We start from the raw sequence: 19,563 nt of genomic DNA on the forward strand, positions 1-19,563 counted from the left end.
CCCCTAGCGCGACTCCGGGGGAGGAGGTCGGGCCGCCCAGAGCGCCCGTGCCGCCCGCTCCGCTTCGGCGCGGATCTGGGACCAGTCTCCACCGGTCAGGCGGCGACCTTCCACCACCGCGACGCCCCCGACGAAGACAGAGTCGATCGCCTCGTCGCTCGCGGAATAGGCGAGATGCGAGACGATCGTCTCCGGGCGCGCGGGGACGAGCGTGGGATGGTCGAGCCGGACCAGCGAGAAGTCGGCGCGCTTACCTACCTCGATCGAACCGATCTCCTCGGCGCGGCCGAGCAGCCGCGCGCCCTCGATCGTCGCCAGGTCGAGCAGTTCCTGCGCGGGGAGCGCGGTCGCGTCCCACCGGTGGTTCTTCTGCACGAGCCCGGCGAGGTGCATCTCGCGGAGCATCGACAGCGAGTTGTTGCTCGCCACCGAGTCCGTGCCCAGCCCGACGCTCGCCCCGGCCCGACGCAGCTCGACGATCGGTGCGACGCCCCCCGAGGCGAGTTTCAGATTCGAGCTCGCACAGTGCGCGACCCCGACCCCCCGTCGGGCGATCAGCTCGATCTCCCGGCCCGTCAACCATGCGGCGTGCGCCGCCACCTGTCGGGGACCCAGCACACCGAGCTCGTCGAGCCATTCGACGGGCCGTCGGCCGGTCCTTTCCAGGTGGTCGCTCACCTCGCGCCGGGTCTCGGAGAGATGGTAGTGGAGGAGCGTCCGATGCCGGTCCGCGAGGGCCTTCGCGCCCTCCCACGTCTCGCGCCCGCAGACGTAGACGCCCTGCGGGGCGACGAGCGGCTCGACGAGCGGATGGCGCTGCCAGCGGTCGATGAACGCGGCGGCGTTGTCGAGCGGGCGGCCGTGCTGCGTCGTGAGCTCGGCATCCAGCACCGCCCAGCCGAGGAACCCGCGGATCCCGAGGGAAACGCAGGCGCGCGCGATCGCGTCCTCGAAGTAGTACAGGTCCAGGAACGCGGTCGTGCCTCCCAGCAGCATCTCGGCGATCCCGGCCCGCGCGCCCGCCTCCACGTCGGCCTCGGTTCGGTTCGCGTCGACCGCGAAGAGTACCTCGAGGAATCCGGCGAGCTCCCGGTCGTCCGCGATACCGCGCATTGGGGTCATCGCGACGTGGGTGTGGGCGTTCACGAGCCCCGGCACGAGCGCGAAGCCGCTCCCGTCGATCTCGTTGGCTCCCTCCCGGGGCGCCCGCGGGCCGACGTGGACGAACCGCCCCTGCTCGATCCGCACGTCGGCGCGTCCGACCGACCGCCGCGCGTCCTGGTGAACGACCAGGGCGTCGGCGATCACCAGCGGCGGCGGTTCGCGCGCGAGGCCCTCGGTCGTGCTCCGACCTCCGGCCTAGATGTCGAGGTTCGTCACCTCGACCGCGTGCTCCTGGATGTACTCGCGGCGGGGCTCGACCTCCTCGCCCATCAGGATCTGGAACAGCATGTTGGCCCGGCCCGCGTCCTCGACCGTCACCTTGAGCAGGGTCCGCGCCCCGGGGCGCATCGTCGTCTCGCTCAGCTGCTCGGCGTTCATCTCGCCGAGCCCCTTGTAGCGCTGGATCACGAGCCCCTTCGAACCGCCCAGCTCCTCGATCGAGCGGTCCCGCTCCTCGTCGGAGTAGGCCCAGCGGAACTTCGCGCCCTTCTGGAGGCGATAGAGGGGCGCCTGGGCGATGTAGACGTGCCCGTCGGTGATCAGCTGGGGCATCTTGCGGTAGAATAGCGTGAGCAGCAGCGTGCGGATGTGGGAGCCGTCGACGTCGGCGTCGGTCATCAGGATGATCTTGTGGTAGCGCAGCCGCGACATGTCGATCTCGTCGCCGATCCCGATCCCGATCGCCGTGATCAGGGAGCGGATGTGCTCGTTCTGGAGCATCTTGTCGAGGCGGGCCTTCTCGACGTTGAGGATCTTGCCGCGCAGTGGCAGCACGGCCTGGAACTCGCGATCGCGGCCCTGCTTCGCGGTCCCGCCCGCGCTATCGCCCTCCACGATGAACAGCTCGCAGTCGGCGGGGTTGCGCGAGTGGCAGTCGGCGAGCTTGCCGGGCAGCCCTCCGCCTTCGAGCAGGCCCTTGCGGCGCGTGAGCTCGCGGGCCTTGCGCGCGGCTTCGCGCGCCTGCGCGGCCTGCGCGGCCTTCGCCACAAGGCTCTGGGCGTCGGCGGGGTGCTCCTCGAGGAACTCCGCGAGCTTCTCGTTGACGGCGCTCTCGACCTGACCCTTGACCTCGGAGTTACCGAGGCGCGCCTTGGTCTGGCCCTCGAACTGCGGCTCGAGGACCTTGACGGAGAGGACCGCGGTGAGCCCCTCGCGCACGTCCTCGCCGGTCAGCCCTTCGCGCTCGCCCTTGATGAACCCGCGCTTGCGAGCGTAGTCGTTGAGCGTTCGAGTGAGCGCCGCCCGGAAGCCCACGACGTGGGTGCCACCGTCCGGCGTGTGGATGTTGTTGACGAAAGCGAGCGTCGTCTCGTTGTACCCGTCGTTGTACTCCATGGCGAGCTCGATGTCGGTCGAGTTGCGCTTCGCGTGGAAGTAGATCGGCGGCCGGAACAGCGGGTTCGTCGACGTGTTGAGGTCCTCGACGAACTCGCAGATGCCGCCGGCGTGGTGGAACTCCACGGCCGATCGGTCCCGCTCGTCGCGAAAGCCGATCGTGACGCCGGGGTTGAGGAACGACAGTTCCTTCAGCCGTCGCTCCACGGTCGCGTGGTCGAACGAGATCGTCTCGAGGACCGTCGGATCGGGGCGGAACCGCGCCTCGGTACCGGTCCCCGTCGCCGTCCCGGCGATCCTCACCGGAGCCACTGGTGCGCCGCGCTCGTAGCGCTGGAAGTACTCGTGACCGTCGCGGCGGACGCGCAGCTCGAACCACTCGCTGAGCGCGTTGACCACGTGGAGACCGACCCCGTGGAGCCCGCCGGACACTTTGTAGGTGTTCCGGTCGAACTTCGAGCCGGCGTGGAGGACCGTCATCACGATCTCCAGCGTCGGCTTGCCGTACTTCGGGTGGTCCTCGACGGGGATCCCCCGCCCGTTGTCCGTGACCGTGCACGAGCCGTCGGCATGCAGGGTGACGTCGATGCGGTCGCAGGCCCCCGCGAGCACCTCATCGATCGAGTTGTCCACCACTTCGTAGATGAGCTGGTGGAGCCCTCGGGCGTCGGTCGAGCCGATGTACATGCCCGGGCGCTTGCGAACCGCCGCCAGACCCTCCAGCACCTGGATGGAACTGGCGTCGTACGCGGGCACGGAAACCGTCTCCGGGGCCATCGGAATACCGCCGACAGAGTCGGCGTGATGAACCGAGCCGGGCATGCGTTATAACGCTTGGGTTTCGGCGGAAAAATCGCCACGAAATCACGCGCTCCGGAGCCCGCTTCCGGAGCCGTCGGGGACTCGACGCGCTCGCCCCCGCGACCGGGGTTCCGCCGCGCTCCGCCGTGTCCCGGTGGGGCGCCAGAAGCCGTAATAGTCGCGACCCCACTGCGCAGGCCGGACCGATGGGCGACGAGTCGAAGCCGAGCGCGCCGGAGGCGGCCAACGCGGCGACGCTCACGGGCGAGACCGGTGCGGCGGTCCCGAGCAGCGGGTCTCCGCCCGAGGACTGGGCGACCCGGTTCAAGTACCTCTACGCCGACTTCGAGAACTTCCGTCGGCGCGCCGAGCGCGAGCGGGAGTCGCTGACCCGGCAGAGCCGCGGCGCGATGCTCCGGGAGCTGCTGCCGATCATCGAGGCGTTCCATGGCGCCGCTCGGGCGGCCGCCGAGCTCCCCGGCGACCACCCCCTCCGTCGTGGCATCGAGCTCCTCGACCGGGAGTGGTCGACGTTCCTCAAGCACGAGGGCGTCGAGCCGATCGCCCGGGTCGGAGGGACGTTCCGGCCGGAGGAGGCGGTGGCCGTCGGCGATTCGTCCCCGTCGACGGAGGCCCCCGACGGTGCCATCGCCGAGATCGTCCAGCAGGGCTACCGGTTCTTCGGCGGGATCCTGCGACCGGCCAAGGTCATCGTGGCGCGGTCCCCGAACGGCACCTCCGCGCCGGTCGAGCCGGGCGAGTGAGGTCGGGATGACGCGATCGAGCCAGCTGCCGGGCTTCTACAAGAAGTCGATCGACGAGCGGCGCGCGTTCGTCCGCGAGTGGGCCGGGCTCAGCGAGGAGGAGGCGGCGAGCTATGCGTTCCCGCCCGGGGTCGACCCGGCGACGCTCGACCGGATGATCGAGAACGTGATCGGGGTGATGCCGCTCCCGCTCGGGATCGCGACGAACTTCCAGATCAACGGCGTCGATCGCCTGATCCCGATGGCCATCGAGGAGCCGAGCGTCGTGGCCGCCGCGTCGAACGCCGCGAAGGTCGCCCGCGACGGTGGAGGCTTCCTCGCGCAGACCACCGCGCCGGTGATGATCGGTCAGGTACAGGTGCTCGATGTCCCCGATCCGGTGGCGGCCCGCCTTCGGATCCTCGACCACAAAGACGACCTCCTAGCGGCCGCGAACGCGAAGGACCCGGTCCTCGTGAAGTTCGGCGGCGGGGCCAAGGACCTCGAGGTACGCATCGTCCGCTCGGCCCGCGGGACGATGGTGGTCATCCACCTGCTGGTCGACGCGCGCGACGCCGGTGGCATGAACGCCGTCAACACGATGTGCGAGGCGCTCGCCCCGGAGTTCGCTCGGCTCGCCGGCGGACGTGCGGTCCTGCGGATCATCTCGAATCTCGCGATCCATCGCCTCGCCCGAGCCCACGCCACGTTCCCGGCCGCGGCGCTCGCGACGCCGACGGCGACCGGTCCCGAGGTCGTCGACGCGATCCTCGACGCCTACGCTCTCGCGGTCGCGGACCCGTTCCGCTGCGCGACCCACAACAAGGGGATCATGAACGGAATCTCGAGCGTGGTGATCGCGACCGGGAACGATTTCCGCGCGATCGAGAGCGGCGCGCACAGCTTCGCGGCCTGGCGCGCCGGCGAGGTCGATGCCGGCACCGTCATCCTGCCGCTGACGACCTACGAGAAGGACAAGAACGGCGACCTCGTCGGCTCCATCGAGGTGCCGGCACCGGTCGGCCTCATCGGCGGCGCGACCGCCGTCCACCCGACCGCGAAAGCGAACGTCAAGGTCCTGGGGGTGAAGAGCGCCCGCGAGCTGGGCGAGGTGCTCGCCGCGGTGGGGCTCGCCCAGAACTTCGCGGCGCTGCGCGCCCTCGCCACCGAGGGGATCCAGCGCGGCCACATGGAGCTGCACGCGCGCAACATGGCGGTCAGTGTCGGCGCCCGGCCGGACGAGGTCGACCGGGTCGTCGAGCGTCTGGTGCGGGACCGGCAGGTCCGCTTCGACCGCGCGAAGGAGATCCTCGACGAGCTGCGGCGCGGCGCCCCCGGATGAAGATCGGGGTGCTGGCGCTCCAGGGCGACGTCCCGGAGCATGTCCGGGCGGTCGGTGCCGCCGCTCCTCGCGCGCCGGTGGTCGCCGTTCGTCGACCCGCCGATCTCGCCGAGGTCGACGCGCTGCTGCTGCCGGGCGGAGAGTCAACGGCGATCGCACGGCTCCTGGAGGAAGCCGGCCTCTGGGCCCCGCTCGCCGAGCGCCTGCGTTCCGGCCTACCGGTCCTCGCCACCTGCGCGGGTCTGATCCTGCTGGCGCGCGAGCTCGCGCCCGGCCCGTCCGGTCCCGATCCTCCGACCTTCGGCGTGCTCGACGTGGTGGTCCGGCGCAACGACTACGGGGCCCAGCGCGAGTCGTTCGAAGCCCCGCTGGTCGTCAGCGGGATCGGCCCGCGGCCGTTTCCGGGCGTGTTCATCCGGTCCCCGCGCATCGCGGCCGTCGGCCCCGGAGCGACCGCCATCGCCTGGCAGGGCGAGGAGGTCGTCGGGGTTCGGGCCGGGCCCTTGTGGGGGCTCGCCTTCCACCCCGAGTTGTCGGCGGACCCGCGGGTGCACCGACGCTTTCTCTCGACCCTCGGCCCCCGACGTTAGCCGAGCAGAGCGAGCGCGACGAGGACGGACGCGACTACGGCGGTCCCGCCGGCGACGGCGAGCAGCCAGCGCGTGCGGCGAGAGACCTCCCGCCAGGTCCCGAAGAGGATCGGCACGGGTCCGATCAGCACGAAGCCGCCCGTGCCGACGCCTCCCCTGGAGCGCACTGTGGGGCCCGTACCTTCCTCCTCCGCGGCCGGGTGGGGCGCGAGGGCGAGGGGAAGGGTTAGCAGCCCCCCTGCCATCAGGACGACCCCGGCCGCGAACCCCGGGGAGCTTCCGTAGACGACCGGGACGATGAGGACCCAGGCGAGATGCGCGCTCCCATCGGCGATCGCGAGCGCCGTGAGACCCGCGCCGGCGAGGAGGAGCACCCCCGGGACCAGCGCGCGGGCGAGCATGCGTTGACGGAGCGAGCTTCGGGGGCTTGGGCCTTGCGGTCGCCGGCTAGTGGTAGGTGTCGAAGCGGTACGGCTCGAGCGGGAGCTCCCCCAGCGCCATCAGGAACTCCGGCGGTGTCAGGATCGGCTTTGGATAGAGGCCGCCGTCGTCCAGCGCGATGCGCGGACAGGCGGTGTTGACGTACGCGTCGAGCGCGCGGCCCTCGAGATCGCGCGGATCGAGCCGGTCGAAGACGAGGATCTCGGCGGTCCGTCCTCGGGCCCGCGCCCGTTCCTGCAGCGCGAGCGCGGTCGGCGTGCGGTTCTGTCCGGCGAAGGTCGAGACGAGGATCCCCCAGCGCTGCGCGTCGCGCGCGGTGGCCACCGTGAGCTGGCGCCGACGGAGGAGCGCCGCGCGATCGATCGGAGGTTCGAGGACGTTGCGCAGGGGATCGAGCGACCAGACCGGCCGGTCGACAGCGTAGGCGAGTCCGACCGGATGGAACCGTCCGGTGCCCACGAAGAGGAACGCCTCCACCGTGGCGGCCACGCTCTCGGCCCCCGTGTAGTTGCAGCCCAGGGCCTGCGCCGGGTAGGCGAGGCGGCGGTCGCCGGACCCCACGTGGACCTCGCGGCCGCGGCGTTCGAGCGCCGCGACCAGGGGGGTGACGAGGTCGAGGTGCTGGACCGACGCGACGAGGCCCAGCCGGCGGGGCATCTGGGCCCGGTCGACCGTCGCCGCGAGGGCCTCGGGATCGCCCGCGGACTCCCGCATCTCGACGAAGAACGTCGGTCGGACGACGGCCAGGTTCGGGATCGGCGCGTGGCCGAGCACGATCGCGAGGTCGGCGTTGGGTGCCTCGTCCCGGGACGGGGCGTCGCAGGCGCCGAAGCAGGCGCGCGTCGCGATCACCACCGGCGCCCCACCCTCCTCGCGGAGCCGCGCGGCCAGATCGTGCGCGTTCCGGACCAGGCCCGCGGGCACCTGGAGGACGATCCGCCGGGGACGGACCTCCCGGATCGCCTGGAAGAGCGGCGCCCCCACCGTCGCAAAGACCCTCGACGGGCCGGGGTCGGCAACGGCGGGCGCCGGATCGGACATGGTACCGAGCGTCGACCGCCGGCGCGGGCTAAACCTTTGGGGACCCGGGCCGCTCGACGCGCTCGATCAGGCGCCGGACCGCCGCGCGGTTGTCCGGGTAGTGCAGGCGGCGGACCGCCTCCTCCGCGTCGACCCATTCCGCGGCCTCGTGTTCCGGGCTCAGCCGCGGTCGGAACGACCGATCGATCTCGACGCCGTAGGCGTGCAGTCGCCAGACCTCCCCGTTGTCGGCCGGGAAGCGGACGTGCCAGTCCAGCGGCACGATCCGTCGCGGGGACGTTAGCCCGGTCTCCTCCTCGAGCTCCCGCCGCAGCGCCTTCTCGAAGTCGGGATCCTCGGGTTCCACTTTGCCGCTCACCGGCACCCACACCCGTCCCCGGGCCGGCGGTCGTCGCAGCAGGAGGAGCCGGAAGGGCGGGTCCGAAAACAGGTACCCTTCGACGCACTCCCGGGCGACCGGCCCGTCCGGCTCGTCCACCTACCGGCCCCGCGCGAGGATCTTCATGATCGCCTCGGCGGGTTCGCCGCTCGACTGGAGGAGGGCCTCGACGGCCTCCTCGCGGGAGACGTTCGCCTGTTCCATCACGAGCCGCACGTCCTCTTCGGGGGGACCGGCCGGCGCGCCGGTCCCGGGCGCCGGAGCGTCGGCCACGCGGGAGCGCACCGTCGGCTGGCCCACGACCTGGTAGGTCCGCACCCCCTGCACGGTGAGGACCGTGACCTCGGGGCGCTCGAAGACGTGCTCCTTCGTCCGGGTCCTCACGACCACCTCCTCGACGTCGGGGACGGCCTCGCTGGTCATCCCCAGCCGTCGCATCATCTGCTCCATCTGGCGCTGGTTGCGCGGACCGCCCGGGATCATTCCTCGTCCTCCGTCTCAGCGCCGCCGGTCGCCGAGCGGATCCGCCGCTCGAGGTCCGGGTCGTCGACGCCGAGGTCCGCCTCCTCGGTATCGACCTTGCGTCCCCCCCGGGAACGCTGGCGACGTGCCTCGCGAACGCGTCGCGTCTGACCCGCGAGGTCGTCGAGCAGGGCCGCGACCCCCGCGAGCAGGTTCCAGCCAGTGTGGGAGGCGTAGAAGATGCCCGCGTCGGAGTGGAGGCGGGCCTCGACCGTGATGTCGCTCGTCCGGTGGGTCGCGTGGGGCGCGAAGTGCAGGCTCAGGAGCGTCGGACGGACCTGCTGCGCGATCCGGCGCAACCCGCTCGCGACCAGGTGGTCGATCTCGGCGAGGAGTCCGGGATCGCCCGAGCCCCGGAGCCCCGAGACCTCCACGTAGACGTCCTCGACGCGGGTGCGCCCGGTCGACGGCCGCCCCCGCCCGACGACCAATCCGAGGAGCTCCGACTGGCCGAGGACTCGCGGCGGACGCCCCGCCTCGACGACGAAGACGCTGGAGACGACCTCCTCGGTCATCGTGCGCGCCGCCTCGGCGGCGGAGGTCCCGACCGGGACGGTCACGGGCGGCGAGTGCATGATCGAGCCGACCCGGACGTCGAGCACGCTGCCGGGCGTGTGCACGTCGCGCTTCCCCGGCGCGACCGGACGCCAGAGAACGTTCCCGAGGTCGCGCACGCCGACCGCCCCCACGAGCCGTTCCCGGCGGTCGAGGACCGGCAGCGGGTGGGCCTCGAGGAGCCGGATCTGGCCGAACAGTTGACGGCACAGGTCCGACTCGTGGACGAGGAGGTCGGCGGCGCGGGCCAGCTGCTCGACGCGGACCCGAGCGACCTCGGGCAGGCCCGCGAGGACCCGGACGATGTCCGTGCGACTCACCACGCCCAACAGCTCGCCGCGGCGGCCGACGACGGGCGCGGCCCGCAGCCCGTTCGCGAGCAGCTCCTCGGCGAGCTCGGGCAGCGCGGTCGCCGGGGTGACCAGCGGGGCGAGCGTGAGCAGATGCTCGACCTTCGTCTCCAGCGGCCGGCTCACCCGCCGGGCGATCGATTCGAACGTGATCATGCCGGCGAGACGGGAGCGCCGAAGGACCGGGATCTCGTGGAACCCCTTGGTCCGCATCACGCCGAGGGCGCGCGAGATGGGCGCGTCGGCGGGAAGCGTCACCGGACGCGGCGTCATCATCTCGCCGGCGGTGGGCCAGGGATCGGGCATGGCGGCCAAGCAGGGCCCCGAGGTCTTAGCCCCTGCGCTCGCGGGCGATCGCTAGGCGAGGTCGCGGGCCATCTGGTACCCGTTCTCCCCGTCCGAGTAGTAGGCGCGCAACAGGTCGATGACCGAGAAACGGTAGCGCGTGTAGAAGCGGATCGCCCGGGCGTTCGACACGCGGACCTCGAGGGTGACGCGGCGGAACCCCCGGCCCCGGCTCCGGTCGAGGAACGTCGTCATGAGCAGGGTCCCCACGCCCCGAGTGCGATGATGGCGGTCGACGGCGAACATGAGCACCCGGACCTCGTTCTCGATCTGGGAGACGCCGAGCAGGAAGCCGACCGGGACGTCGCTCGGATCGGCGGCGACGAGGAACCCCTCCGGCCAGTCGCCGCTCAACGACTGGTACAGCGAGGGGTCGTAGTGCTCGTGCAGGGCGTCGGCGACGATCGCGGCGACGAACGGCACGTCCGTCGGACGGAAGCCCCGCAGGCTGACCGGCGGGAGATCGGCAGGCGCAACGCCCACGGACGGCGGGGGACGCGCCGTGTCAGCGATACATCTCACCCGGTCCTTCGGACTCGGCGTTCCGCATGCTCGACATCGATTCGCGGGTCTGCTGGAGCGTCTTGCGCACCTCCGCCTCGATCTGGCGCGCCTTCTCCCGGAGCGGCTTCGTGTCGAGCACCATCAGCGGGACGAGCGGATTCACCGTCTCGATCACCTTCGCGGCCGCCCGGGCGTCGGGGTAGTCCTTGTGCGCCTGGGCCACCAGGCAGAGCACGGGTGTCGTCCGACCGATGGCCCCGAGCAGGAGGCCGCCGGCCAGGCCGGTGACGACCCCGTTCGCCGCGGCGAACTGGTACTTCTCGAGCAGCGGGGCGGCCGCGCGGTTCGCCATCGCGACCACCCGGGCGTCGCCGCGGGTCTCGTCCTCGATCGGCTGGCCTTCGACGGCCACCACGAGCTGGATCCCCTTCGACTCCGCCCAGTCCAGGAGCACGCGGCCGAGCGAGTTCAGCAGGTTCACGGGCGGCTGGATGTCCGCGATGACGACCAGCAGCTGGTCGCAGGAGCGATCGACGCCGCAGACGAGCTTGCTCGCGTAGAAGCGGACGGGGGCGCCGACGACGCCCTCCTCCATGATGACGGTCGGGGGGAACTCCTCGCTCACCATGTAGGCGACCAGGCTCATGTCGAGGGTATGGACGAGGTACGAAGCGGCGACCGATCCGACGAGGCCGTGGGTGGGGAAGCCCACGACCATCATGGCGCCCTTGAGCGGCTCGTCGCGAGTGTCGACGATCCGGATCTCCTCCACGCCGCGGGGAACCTCCTCGCCCGAGCGCCGGAGTCTCCTCGACACTTAACCCCCTTTGGACCGTTCGCGCGGACGCCGATGCCCGCCGCCGAGACTATATCCTTCCCCCGACCCTCTTCGACGCGGAATCGCAATGAAGGTGCTCATCACCGGAATCGACGGCTACTCGGGCTGGCCGCTCGCCCTCCATCTGCTCGGCCGCGGGCACGAGGTCGTTGGCGTCGACAGCTTCGTCACGCGGCGTCGCGTGCGCGAGGTGGGCAGCTGGTCGGCGACCCCGATCCCCTCCTTCCCCCGACGGCAGGCGGCCGTCCGCGAGATCCTGGCACGGGAGCTCGGCTTCCACCGGGGGGACCTCTCCGACTTCGCGTTCACCCGGCACGTCCTCGAGCTCGAGCGACCCGACGCGATCGTCCACCTCGCCGAGCAGCGTTCGGCACCCTACTCGATGATCGACGTCCACCACGCGGTCGAGACCCAGGTCGGCAACCTCACCGGCACGCTCCACCTGCTCTACGCCATGCGGGAGATCTGTCCGGACGCCCACCTGGTCAAGATGGGCACGATGGGCGAGTACGGCACCCCCAACGTCGACATCCCCGAGGGCTCGTTCGAGATCGAGTACCGGGGGCGCCGCGACCGGCTGCCGTTCCCGCGGCAAGCCGGCTCGTGGTACCATTGGAGCAAGGTCTTCGACTCCGGCGACGTCATGTTCGCCTCCCGGATCTGGAACCTGCGGGCGACCGACGTGATGCAGGGCGTGATCTACGGGATCCGGACCCCGGAGATCACCGATCGCCGGCTCCTGACCCGATTCGATTTCGACGAGACCTGGGGAACCGCGCTCAACCGCTTCATCGTGCAGGCGATCCTCGGGCTGCCGATCACCCCGTACGGCAAGGGCGACCAGCGACGCGGATTCATCGCCCTCGAGGACTCGATGCAGTCGCTGCGGCTCGCGCTCGAGCATCCGCCGGCGCGCGGCGAGTACCGCGTCTTCAACCAGTTCGACGCCGCCTACTCGGTCAACGAGCTCGCGGAGCGCACGGCGCGCATCGCCACCGAGCTCGGCCTGCACCCGAGCGTCGACCATCCCCCGAACCCGCGGATCGAGGCCGAGGAGCACTACTACGCGCCGATCCACGATCACCTCGCCGGGCTCGGCTACCGGCGGACCCGGGAGCTCGACGACGTCGTCCGGGAGATCTTCCGCGACCTGCGAACCTTCCGGCGACGCCTACAGGCGCGGCGTCACGTGGTGCAGCCCGCCGTCCGCTGGGCGGAAGCGGACAGTCGGCCGGCGCTCGCCGCGCGCGCGCCGAACCCGGCCCCCACGCCGCCCCCGGCCCCGGGATCCGCGGCACCGGAAGGCCGAAGCGTCGCGTGAGCTCGCGCGGTCGCGCGGACCCCGTCGCAGCGCGCGCCCCGCCCGAAGCAACGATTAAGACGCTACCGGCGATTCCGGTCCGAAGATCGTTCGGGCAGTCCGGCATCGAACGGCGAGAGGGTCCCCATCCGATGAAACGCCAGATGATCGACATGCTGTCGGAGCTGATCAAGATCCCGAGCGACCCGTTCGCGGACAAGCAGGAGGTGCTCGACTACGTCCAGTCGTTCACCGACCAGATCCACATGCGCAACACGCTCTTCGGCGACGCGCAGGCGCCGTCGCTGCTGGCCGAGTACGGCCAGGGCGGGGTCGTCCTCTCCGGTCACCTCGACACGCCGCCGGTCGGGGACTACTGGAGCTTTTCGCAGAGCCAGCTCGCCTCGGGCCGGATGTACGGCCGCGGCGCGGCCGACATGAAGGGGACCGTCGTCGCGATGCTGGAGGCCGCGCAGGACCTGGTCGTTCGCAAGATCCCGGTCGTGCTCGCGTTCACCACCGACGAGGAGACCTCGATGCAGGGGGCGATGGCGCTCGCCAAGACACTGCCCCTGCGTCGCGCGAAAGCGGTGGTCGTCGGCGAGCCGACCGGGCTACGGGTCGCCTACGCCGAGAAGGGCGTTCTCGACCTCTCGATCGAGACGCGGGGCAAGGCCGCCCACGGGGCGATGCCCCACCTCGGCGAGAACGCGATCGGCAAGATGATGCGGATCCTGCGGGGCCTCGAGTCGTTCAAAGGGCGGATCGCCCACCCCGAGCTCGGCACGGTCACGCTCAACATCGGGACGTTCAACGGCGGCACTCGCCTCAACGTCGTCCCCAACAAGTGCACGGCCGAGGTCGACATCCGCTTCCCGCCGCCGTACACCCCCGATCAGCTTTACCACGAGATCGAGGAGCACCTGCGCCGGATCAAGACGCCGTTCACCCTTCGCCGGATCCTGTCGATGCCCGCCGTCCAGATCGATCCGAACGGCGAGCACGTGCGGATCCTGCGCGACGTCGCGCAGGCCGAGAGCGCGGTCCTCGTCCACGCCTCGGAGGCAGTCCACTACGCCCAGGTCAACCCGCGGGTCGTGATCTTCGGCGCCGGCGAGGAGGAGCTGTCGCACCAGGCCAACGAGTACGTGAAGGTCGAGTCGGTCTCGCGGGCGAGCGAGGTCTACAAGAAGTACGCCCAGCGCCTCGCCGGCATGCGCACCCTGTCCTAGCGCCCTCGCTACGGCATCAAATACCGGCGGCGGTACCACGCGGTCGTGAAGGTCGCGCAGCTGTGCGCACGCTATCCTCCCGCACCGGGGGGCGTCGAGCGGCACGTCGCGGAGATCGCCCGCCGGCTGGGGGATCGCGGGGACCGCGTCGACGTCTTCACGAGCGATCTCTACCGAGAGTTCCCGGTCGAACGCCTCGCGCCCGAGGTGCCTCGTTCCGAGCGGACGTCGTTCGGCTCCGTCCGCCGGCTCCCGGTCTGGTCGCTCCCGGGCGAGCTGCACTACCTGTTCTTCCGGGGCCTCGTTCCGGCCGTCGAGGCGGCGCGCCCGGAGATCGTGCACGTCCATACGTTCGGGACGAACCCGGTGGCCGCGGCCCGCCGGGTGCGACGGCGCACCGGCGTCCCGTTCGTGCTGACCGCGCATTTCCATCCGATCTGGTCGATCGAGGGTGGCTGGATCCGCCACCGACTGCGTGGGTTCTACGACCGCTGGGTCGCCGGTGGGGTCACCGCGGCGGCCGCGCGGGTGATCGTGCAGACGCGAGAAGAGGAGCGGCTCCTGCGCGGCCTTGGCCTTGCGCTGCCCCCCGTGGAGATCGTCCCGCCTGGCTACACGCCGCTCCCCCCGGCGGCGCCGGGCCCGGTCTTCTGCGACCACTTCCGCATTCCGGGGCCGTACGTACTCTTCGTCGGCCGGCTCGCGTCCAACAAGGGGCTCGTCGAGCTCCTCGGCGCCTTCGAACGACTCGCCCGGGCGGCCCCCGAGGCCCATCTCGTCCTCGTGGGGGCCGATGGCGGCATGCAGGCCTCGCTCGCGAGACGCGTGCGCGGATTCGGGCTCGGCGACCGGGTCCATTTCCTCGGCCACGTCGCGGACGACCGGCTGCTGTCCGCGGCCTACCGCGAGGCGACGGTCACCGTCCTCCCCAGCGAGTACGAGGCGTTCGGCCTGGTCCTGCTCGAGTCCCTCGCGGCCGGCACCCCGGTGGTCGCGACCCGGGTCGGCGGCGTCCCCGAGTTCATCGAGGACGAGCGCTCGGGACTGCTCGTGCCGCCGGGGGACGTCGGGGCGCTCGCGCTCGCCCTGCAACGGATCTGGGACGATCCTGCGCTCGGGCGGCGGCTCGGCCACCACGGCCGCGTCGAGGTCGTTCCGCGCTACACCTGGGAGCGCACGGTCGACCGCCTGAGGGAGATCTACCGCGAGGTCCTCGGCCGATGAGGATCGCGCTGGTCACGCTGCGCTACGACGCGCCCGGGGGCGTCGAGACCGTCGTCCGCCAGATCGCCGGTCGGCTGCGCACGGGCGGCGACGAGGTCGCGGTCTACGCGAGCGACCTGTACGACGAGGGCGAGTGGGTCCGCCGCACCGACTTCCCGCCGATCGTGGACGGGGTGCCCGTCCACCGCTTTCCGGTCCGCCGCCACCTGATCCCGCGGCTGAGCATGCCGATGATGGTGGGGCTGATCGATGCCCTCGCCGCGAGCGACGCCGACGTGCTGCACGCGCACTCGCACCGCTACGGCCACGTCCTTCAGTCGGCGGCTGTGGCGGAGCGCCGGGGGATCCCGCTCGTGGTGTCGACGCACTACCACCCGGCGCACCGCAGCGAGTCCGGGCTCAAGCGGGGCCTCCTGCGCCTGCAGGACGCCGGCTTCGGCGCGAGCGCCTACCGCGTCGCCCGAGCGATCATCGTGATCACCGAGCATGAGGCGCGTCTGGTCCGCGAGTTCGCGCCGCGCGGTCGGATCCACGTCATCCCGCACGGGATCGACCTCGCCGCATGGGGAGCGCCGGAACGGGACGGGCCACCGCCCGCCGGCCTGCCGCCCCAGTACTTCCTCTTCGCCGGGCGCCTCGCACCCAACAAGGGGCTTCCCGAGCTCTTCGAGGCACTGGCCCGCCTCGATCCTCCCCACCGCCTCCCGCTCGTTCTCCTGGGCCCGGAGTGGGGACAGCGCTCCGCGCTCGTCGCCCACGCGAGCCGGCTCGGCCTCGAGCGCGAGGTCGTCTTCCTCGGACACGTGGACGACCCGGCCGCGTATCGCGCCGTGATCCGGGGGGCGAAGGCGCTCGTGCTGCCGAGCGAGTACGAGGCGTTCGGCCTGGTGCTGCTCGACGCGATGGCGGCCCGGGTTCCGATCGTCGCGACCGCCGTCGGGGGCGTACCGGAGGTGCTCGACGGAGGTCGCGTGGGCCGTCTCGTCCCCTACGGCGACCCGGCGGCGCTCGCGCAAGCGCTGCGGGACGTGCGGGACGACGCCGACGGAACCCGCGCCCGGACCCTCGCCGCGAGCGAGTGGGTGACGCGCTACGACTGGTCGGTCGCGATCGAGCGACTGCGGTCCGTCTACCGGGCCGTCGCCGCCTGAGCCGAACGCGCGTCGAGCCGAACGAGCTCGTCGCCCACGTGGGCCAGGTCGCGGCCGGCGTCGCCGCCCCGCACCCGGCCGATCGACCGGAAGAGCCGGCCGAGCAGACCCACGATCATTCGCCGTCCTCGTCGCGCGCATAGGCCCGGACGAGACCGATCCCGCGCTCCAGGTTCGCTCGCGAGGCGGCGAAGGAGATCCGCAGGTGGCGCGCCCCGAGCGAGCCGAAGGCGTCGCCCGGGGTCGTGATGACCCCACGCCGCAGCAGCGCCGTCGCGACCTCGGCCGAGGAGCGGGGCCAGGCGAAGCGCGGGAACGCGTAGAACGCGCCGGCCGGCGGGACGATCTGGATCCCCGGTATCCGGCGGAGCAAACGTACGACGAGGTCTCGGCGGACCCGGAACTCTCGCACCATCGCGCGGACCGCCGCGGTGCTGTTCCCGAGGCCCGCGATCACGGCGATCTGGGCGGGCGTCGGCGGACAGGCCATGATGTGGTAGTGCATCTTGTTCAGGTCGAGGGCGAGCGACCGGGGGGCGACCAGGAAGCCGAGCCGCCAGCCGGTCATCGCGAGCGTCTTGGAGAACGAGTTCACGACCACGACCCGGTCGCTCCGGCCCCAGAACGAGGCGAACGCACCGTCGTAGACCATCTCCTCGTAGACCTCGTCCGACACGATCACGAGGTCGTGGCGCTCCGCGAACGCGACGATCCGGTCGACGACGGTCGACGGGATCACCCCGCCCGTCGGGTTCGACGGGCTGTTGACGACGATCGCTCGCGTGCGCGGCGTGACGAGGCGCTCGAGCTCCTCGAGGTCCGGGACGTAGCGCCGGCGACCCGTGAGCGAGTAGGGGACCGGAGTCGCCCCCATCAGCCGGGCGTCGGGCGCGTACAGCACGAAGCCCGGGTTCGGCACGAGCACCTCGTCGCCCGCGTCGTACAGCGCCATCGCCGTCGCCATCAGCGCCTCCGAGCCGCTGCCGGTCACGATGACGTTCTCCCGGCTCGTCCGAGGGTCGCGGTCACGATAGCGCTCGGCGATCTTCTCGCGCAGCGCGGCGAGTCCCGCCGACGGGCCGTAGTGGTTCAGCCCGTCGCGCACGGCTGCACAGAGCGCTTCGACGACCTCGGGCGGTGGCTCAAAGTCGGGCTCGCCGAGGCCGAGGTTGATGGCGTTGCGCGGAGCCGCTTCGAACATCTTGCGGATGCCCGAGATCTCGACAGAACGCACCCGTCGCGCGACCATTCCGCCGCCGACCGTCGGGCTCCTCATTACCGTTATGGCGGGGCGGCGGTCCGGCGTGCGCCGGCGTGACGCGCGGGGCACAAGGGCCTTCTATCCGGACCGCTCCGGGAGTTCGGAACGCCCCGATGCCGGTCCGGATCGTCCTCGGCGCCCAGTTCGGCGACGAGGCGAAGGGCAAGATCGCGGACTTCATGGCCGCGAACGCGCGTTACGTCGTCCGCAGCGCCGGCGGGCCCAACACCGGCCACACGATCGTCCTCCCCGAGGGCCCGGTGGTCCTCCACCAGGTCGCCTGCGGGGTGCTGCGGCACGGCGTGGGCGCGGTGAGCGGGCCGGGCATGGTGATCCAGCCGTTCAAGCTCGAGGAGGAGATCCGGGAGCTCGAGCGACGCGGTCTCCGGCGGGGCGAGATCGTGCTCTCGGACCGGGCCCACGTCGTCCTGCCGCTGCACGAGGCCGAGGACGTCTGGGAGGACCAGCTGCGCGCCCGCACGAACCCGACGGCCGCGCTCGACACGACGAAGAGCGGCATCGGCCCGGCCTACGCCGACCGCTACGCCCGCTTCGGGATCCGTCTCGGCGACCTGAGCCGACCGGCCGTGGTTCGCGAGCGCCTCGCGCTCCTCTACGCGACCAAGACCCACCTGGCCGACCTCCCGCCCATCGACACGCTGGCCGCCAGCCTCCTCGACGTCGGCTCGCGGCTCGCGCCGATGATCCGCCCGACCGAGCCGCTCCTCTGGGAGGCGATCGACCGGGGCGAGGAGATCCTGCTCGAGGGGGCGCAGAGCGCGCTGCTCGACGTCGATTTCGGAACCTACCCCTACGTCACGAGCTCGCATCCCACGAGCGCCGGCGCCCTGCAGGGGAGCGGCATCCCCCCGACCGAGGTCGACGCGATCGTCGGGGTCGCGAAGGCCTACTCGACCCGCGTCGGCGCGGGCCCGTACCCGACCGAGGACACCGGCGAACGCGGCGAGTTCCTGCGCCGCGTCGGTGGCGAGCGTGGGGCGACGACCGGGCGCGCGCGCCGCTGCGGCTGGCTCGACCTCGTGCTGCTCCGCTACGTCGCCCGGCTCAACGGCTTCACCTCGCTGGCGATCACAAAGGTCGACGTCCTCGGCGGGCTCGACGAGGTGCCGGTCTGCGTCGGCTACCGGCTCCCGGACGGCTCGACGACGCGGGCACTGCCGCCGAGCCGAGTGGAGGACCTCGCCCGGGCCGAGCCGATCTACGAGAGCCTGCCGGGCTGGTCGGAACTGCACGCGCGCGCGAAGGAGCGGCTCCAGCGGGAGGGCGTCTCCGCGCTCCCGTCGACGCTCCGTCGGTTCCTCGAGTTCCTCGAGGAGGAGACCGGTGTGCCCGTCGAGTACCTCGGCTACGGCGCCCACCGCGACGAGACCCTCTGGCTGGGCCCGCCCGGTCGCCTCGGGCGTCGGCGGACGATGCGCGAGTGGACCTCCTAGGTCCCGTGGCGTTCGACCTGTACCTCTACGTCGCGCTGGCGGCCGGCTTCGCCGTCGGACGCTTCGTTCGCCTCAAGGGGCCCTGGGTGCCGCGCGCGACGCTCGCCACGGTCGCGCTCCTGGTGGCGCTGCTCGGGGCCTCGCTCGACTCGGTCCCGCCGGTCGCGCTCCTCTCGGCCATCCCCGTCGCGCTCGCGCTCGTCGGCGGCATCCTCGCGATCACCGTCGCGGTATTCGCGCTCCTCCGCGGTCTCGGCCCGGGCCGGCCGGCCACGCCCGCTACGGGACGCCCCGGTACCCGACGCCCCGTGGTCACGTTCGGTCTGTTGGCTGCCCTCCTCGCCGGATTCGGCCTCGGGCGGGTGGTCGCTCTGCCGGCCGCCGCCGCGATCCCGTGGGTCCTCTGCGCCCTCCTGGCGCTGGTCGGGTTCGGCCTCGTCCTGACGGCGAAGGGTCTGGAGCGGGTCTGGGTCCCGATCGTCGCGGCGAGCGTGGGCGCGGTCACGGCCGCGGTCCTTGCGACCGCGTTCGCCCGGATCCCGCTGTCCGCAGCCCTGGCGACCGGGCTCGGTTTCGGGTTCTACTCGCTGGCCGGGCCCCTCGTCGCGGCGCGGCTGGGGGCGGTCCTCGGCCTCATCGCGTTCCTGACGAACTTCCTGCGGGAGGACCTCACGATGCTCCTCGCGCCCTACCTCGGACGACGGCTGGGCGGTGCCGGTCTGACCGCGATGGGCGGCGCCACGGCGATGGACACGACGCTCTACTTCGTCACCCGGTACGGCGACCCGGACTCCGCCAGCCTCGCGCTCGCCTCCGGGCTCGTCCTGACGATCGCGGCGAGCCTGCTCGTCCCGGCGGTCCTGTCGCTGCCGGCGTGAACGTTAAGGGACCGGTGCGCTCGGCCGGACCTCGGGCTCGTGGTCCAGCGGTTACGACGTCGCTCTCACACAGCGAAGACCGCCGGTTCGAATCCGGCCGAGCCCATCCGACA

20 protein-coding genes and 1 tRNA gene are annotated in these 19,563 nt (G+C 71.8%); 10 read left to right on the top strand and 11 right to left on the bottom strand.

Translation table 11 applies throughout. The annotated features are described in order from the left end of the window. Positions 1-3 precede the first annotated feature (3 nt). Entirely contained in the window at positions 4-1,308 is a 1,305-nt protein-coding gene (locus VEL82_04795; GenBank protein HXW67174.1) for an amidohydrolase, read from the bottom strand. A 51-nt stretch (positions 1,309-1,359) separates the two neighbouring features. Beyond that, positions 1,360-3,276: a DNA topoisomerase (ATP-hydrolyzing) subunit B gene (gyrB, locus tag VEL82_04800; protein HXW67175.1), complete on the bottom strand. Its 1,917-nt coding sequence runs from the start codon at positions 3,274-3,276 to the stop codon at positions 1,360-1,362. 230 nt (positions 3,277-3,506) lie between these two features. On the opposite strand from gyrB, the gene grpE reads away from it, so the two are divergent. The 3 genes from grpE to pdxT are packed head-to-tail and all read left to right on the top strand — an operon-like array spanning position 3,507 to position 5,975. After that, entirely contained in the window at positions 3,507-4,064 is a 558-nt protein-coding gene (grpE, locus tag VEL82_04805; GenBank protein HXW67176.1) for a nucleotide exchange factor GrpE, read from the top strand. Positions 4,065-4,071: 7 nt separating this feature from the next. Then, positions 4,072-5,385, top strand: a complete 1,314-nt coding sequence (locus VEL82_04810; protein ID HXW67177.1) for a hydroxymethylglutaryl-CoA reductase, degradative — start codon at positions 4,072-4,074, stop codon at positions 5,383-5,385. Then, positions 5,382-5,975, top strand: a complete 594-nt coding sequence (gene pdxT, locus VEL82_04815; GenBank protein HXW67178.1) for a pyridoxal 5'-phosphate synthase glutaminase subunit PdxT — start codon at positions 5,382-5,384, stop codon at positions 5,973-5,975. The genes VEL82_04810 and pdxT overlap by 4 nt, the downstream gene beginning before the upstream one ends. On the opposite strand, the gene VEL82_04820 is transcribed toward pdxT, so the two are convergent. The 7 genes from VEL82_04820 to VEL82_04850 are packed head-to-tail and all read right to left on the bottom strand — an operon-like array spanning position 5,972 to position 10,884. After that, positions 5,972-6,376 carry a DUF131 domain-containing protein gene (locus VEL82_04820; GenBank protein HXW67179.1) on the bottom strand — a complete coding sequence of 135 codons (405 nt, stop codon included), beginning with the start codon at positions 6,374-6,376 and terminating at the stop codon, positions 5,972-5,974. The genes pdxT and VEL82_04820 overlap by 4 nt on opposite strands. Positions 6,377-6,422: 46 nt before the next feature. Next, entirely contained in the window at positions 6,423-7,457 is a 1,035-nt protein-coding gene (dph2, locus tag VEL82_04825) for a diphthamide biosynthesis enzyme Dph2 (protein HXW67180.1), read from the bottom strand. Between the two features lie 28 nt (positions 7,458-7,485). Then, positions 7,486-7,935 (bottom strand): NUDIX domain-containing protein, encoded by a 450-nt coding sequence (locus VEL82_04830; protein HXW67181.1) that lies wholly within the window; start codon positions 7,933-7,935, stop codon positions 7,486-7,488. After that, the gene (locus VEL82_04835; GenBank protein HXW67182.1) at positions 7,936-8,319 is read right to left on the bottom strand and encodes a nascent polypeptide-associated complex protein; all 384 of its coding nucleotides are present in this window, start codon (positions 8,317-8,319) and stop codon (positions 7,936-7,938) included. Beyond that, positions 8,316-9,569, bottom strand: coding sequence for a CBS domain-containing protein (locus tag VEL82_04840; protein HXW67183.1), 1,254 nt, complete (start codon positions 9,567-9,569; stop codon positions 8,316-8,318). The genes VEL82_04835 and VEL82_04840 overlap by 4 nt, the downstream gene beginning before the upstream one ends. A gap of 51 nt (positions 9,570-9,620) precedes the next feature. Next, positions 9,621-10,091, bottom strand: coding sequence for a GNAT family N-acetyltransferase (locus tag VEL82_04845; GenBank protein ID HXW67184.1), 471 nt, complete (start codon positions 10,089-10,091; stop codon positions 9,621-9,623). Between the two features lie 22 nt (positions 10,092-10,113). Beyond that, on the bottom strand, positions 10,114-10,884 hold the full coding sequence (locus VEL82_04850; GenBank protein HXW67185.1) for a PAC2 family protein: 771 nt from the start codon (positions 10,882-10,884) through the stop codon (positions 10,114-10,116). Between the two features lie 133 nt (positions 10,885-11,017). On the opposite strand from VEL82_04850, the gene VEL82_04855 reads away from it, so the two are divergent. The 4 genes from VEL82_04855 (at position 11,018) to VEL82_04870 (ending at position 15,857) form a co-directional block, all read left to right on the top strand. After that, on the top strand, positions 11,018-12,271 hold the full coding sequence (locus VEL82_04855; GenBank protein ID HXW67186.1) for an NAD-dependent epimerase/dehydratase family protein: 1,254 nt from the start codon (positions 11,018-11,020) through the stop codon (positions 12,269-12,271). A gap of 131 nt (positions 12,272-12,402) precedes the next feature. Then, a complete protein-coding gene (locus VEL82_04860; protein ID HXW67187.1) occupies positions 12,403-13,482 on the top strand; it encodes a M20 family metallopeptidase in 1,080 nt (359 codons plus the stop codon). Positions 13,483-13,527: 45 nt separating this feature from the next. Continuing rightward, positions 13,528-14,706: a glycosyltransferase family 4 protein gene (locus VEL82_04865; GenBank protein ID HXW67188.1), complete on the top strand. Its 1,179-nt coding sequence runs from the start codon at positions 13,528-13,530 to the stop codon at positions 14,704-14,706. Next, the gene (locus VEL82_04870; GenBank protein HXW67189.1) at positions 14,703-15,857 is read left to right on the top strand and encodes a glycosyltransferase family 4 protein; all 1,155 of its coding nucleotides are present in this window, start codon (positions 14,703-14,705) and stop codon (positions 15,855-15,857) included. The genes VEL82_04865 and VEL82_04870 overlap by 4 nt, the downstream gene beginning before the upstream one ends. Here the strand turns inward: VEL82_04870 and VEL82_04875 are convergent. Together VEL82_04875 and VEL82_04880 are read right to left on the bottom strand one after the other, a co-directional pair. After that, entirely contained in the window at positions 15,836-15,976 is a 141-nt protein-coding gene (locus VEL82_04875) for a hypothetical protein (protein HXW67190.1), read from the bottom strand. The two genes, VEL82_04870 and VEL82_04875, sit on opposite strands and share 22 nt — an antisense overlap. Then, on the bottom strand, positions 15,973-17,106 hold the full coding sequence (locus VEL82_04880) for an aminotransferase class I/II-fold pyridoxal phosphate-dependent enzyme (GenBank protein HXW67191.1): 1,134 nt from the start codon (positions 17,104-17,106) through the stop codon (positions 15,973-15,975). Before VEL82_04880 ends, VEL82_04875 begins: the two co-directional genes overlap by 4 nt. A gap of 125 nt (positions 17,107-17,231) precedes the next feature. Here VEL82_04880 and VEL82_04885 point away from each other — a divergent pair, with 125 nt between their 5' ends. From VEL82_04885 to VEL82_04895, 3 genes are all read left to right on the top strand, one after another. Beyond that, complete coding sequence (locus tag VEL82_04885) at positions 17,232-18,572, top strand: adenylosuccinate synthase (GenBank protein HXW67192.1); 1,341 nt, start codon at positions 17,232-17,234, stop codon at positions 18,570-18,572. A 5-nt stretch (positions 18,573-18,577) separates the two neighbouring features. Further along, entirely contained in the window at positions 18,578-19,450 is an 873-nt protein-coding gene (locus VEL82_04890; protein HXW67193.1) for a lysine exporter LysO family protein, read from the top strand. A 33-nt stretch (positions 19,451-19,483) separates the two neighbouring features. After that, a tRNA-Val gene (locus VEL82_04895) sits at positions 19,484-19,556 on the top strand. Positions 19,557-19,563: the final 7 nt, after the last annotated feature.

The sequence above is a fragment of the Thermoplasmata archaeon genome, from assembly GCA_035622275.1.
In the GTDB taxonomy this organism is placed as follows: domain Archaea; phylum Thermoplasmatota; class Thermoplasmata; order Lutacidiplasmatales; family UBA184; genus Lutacidiplasma.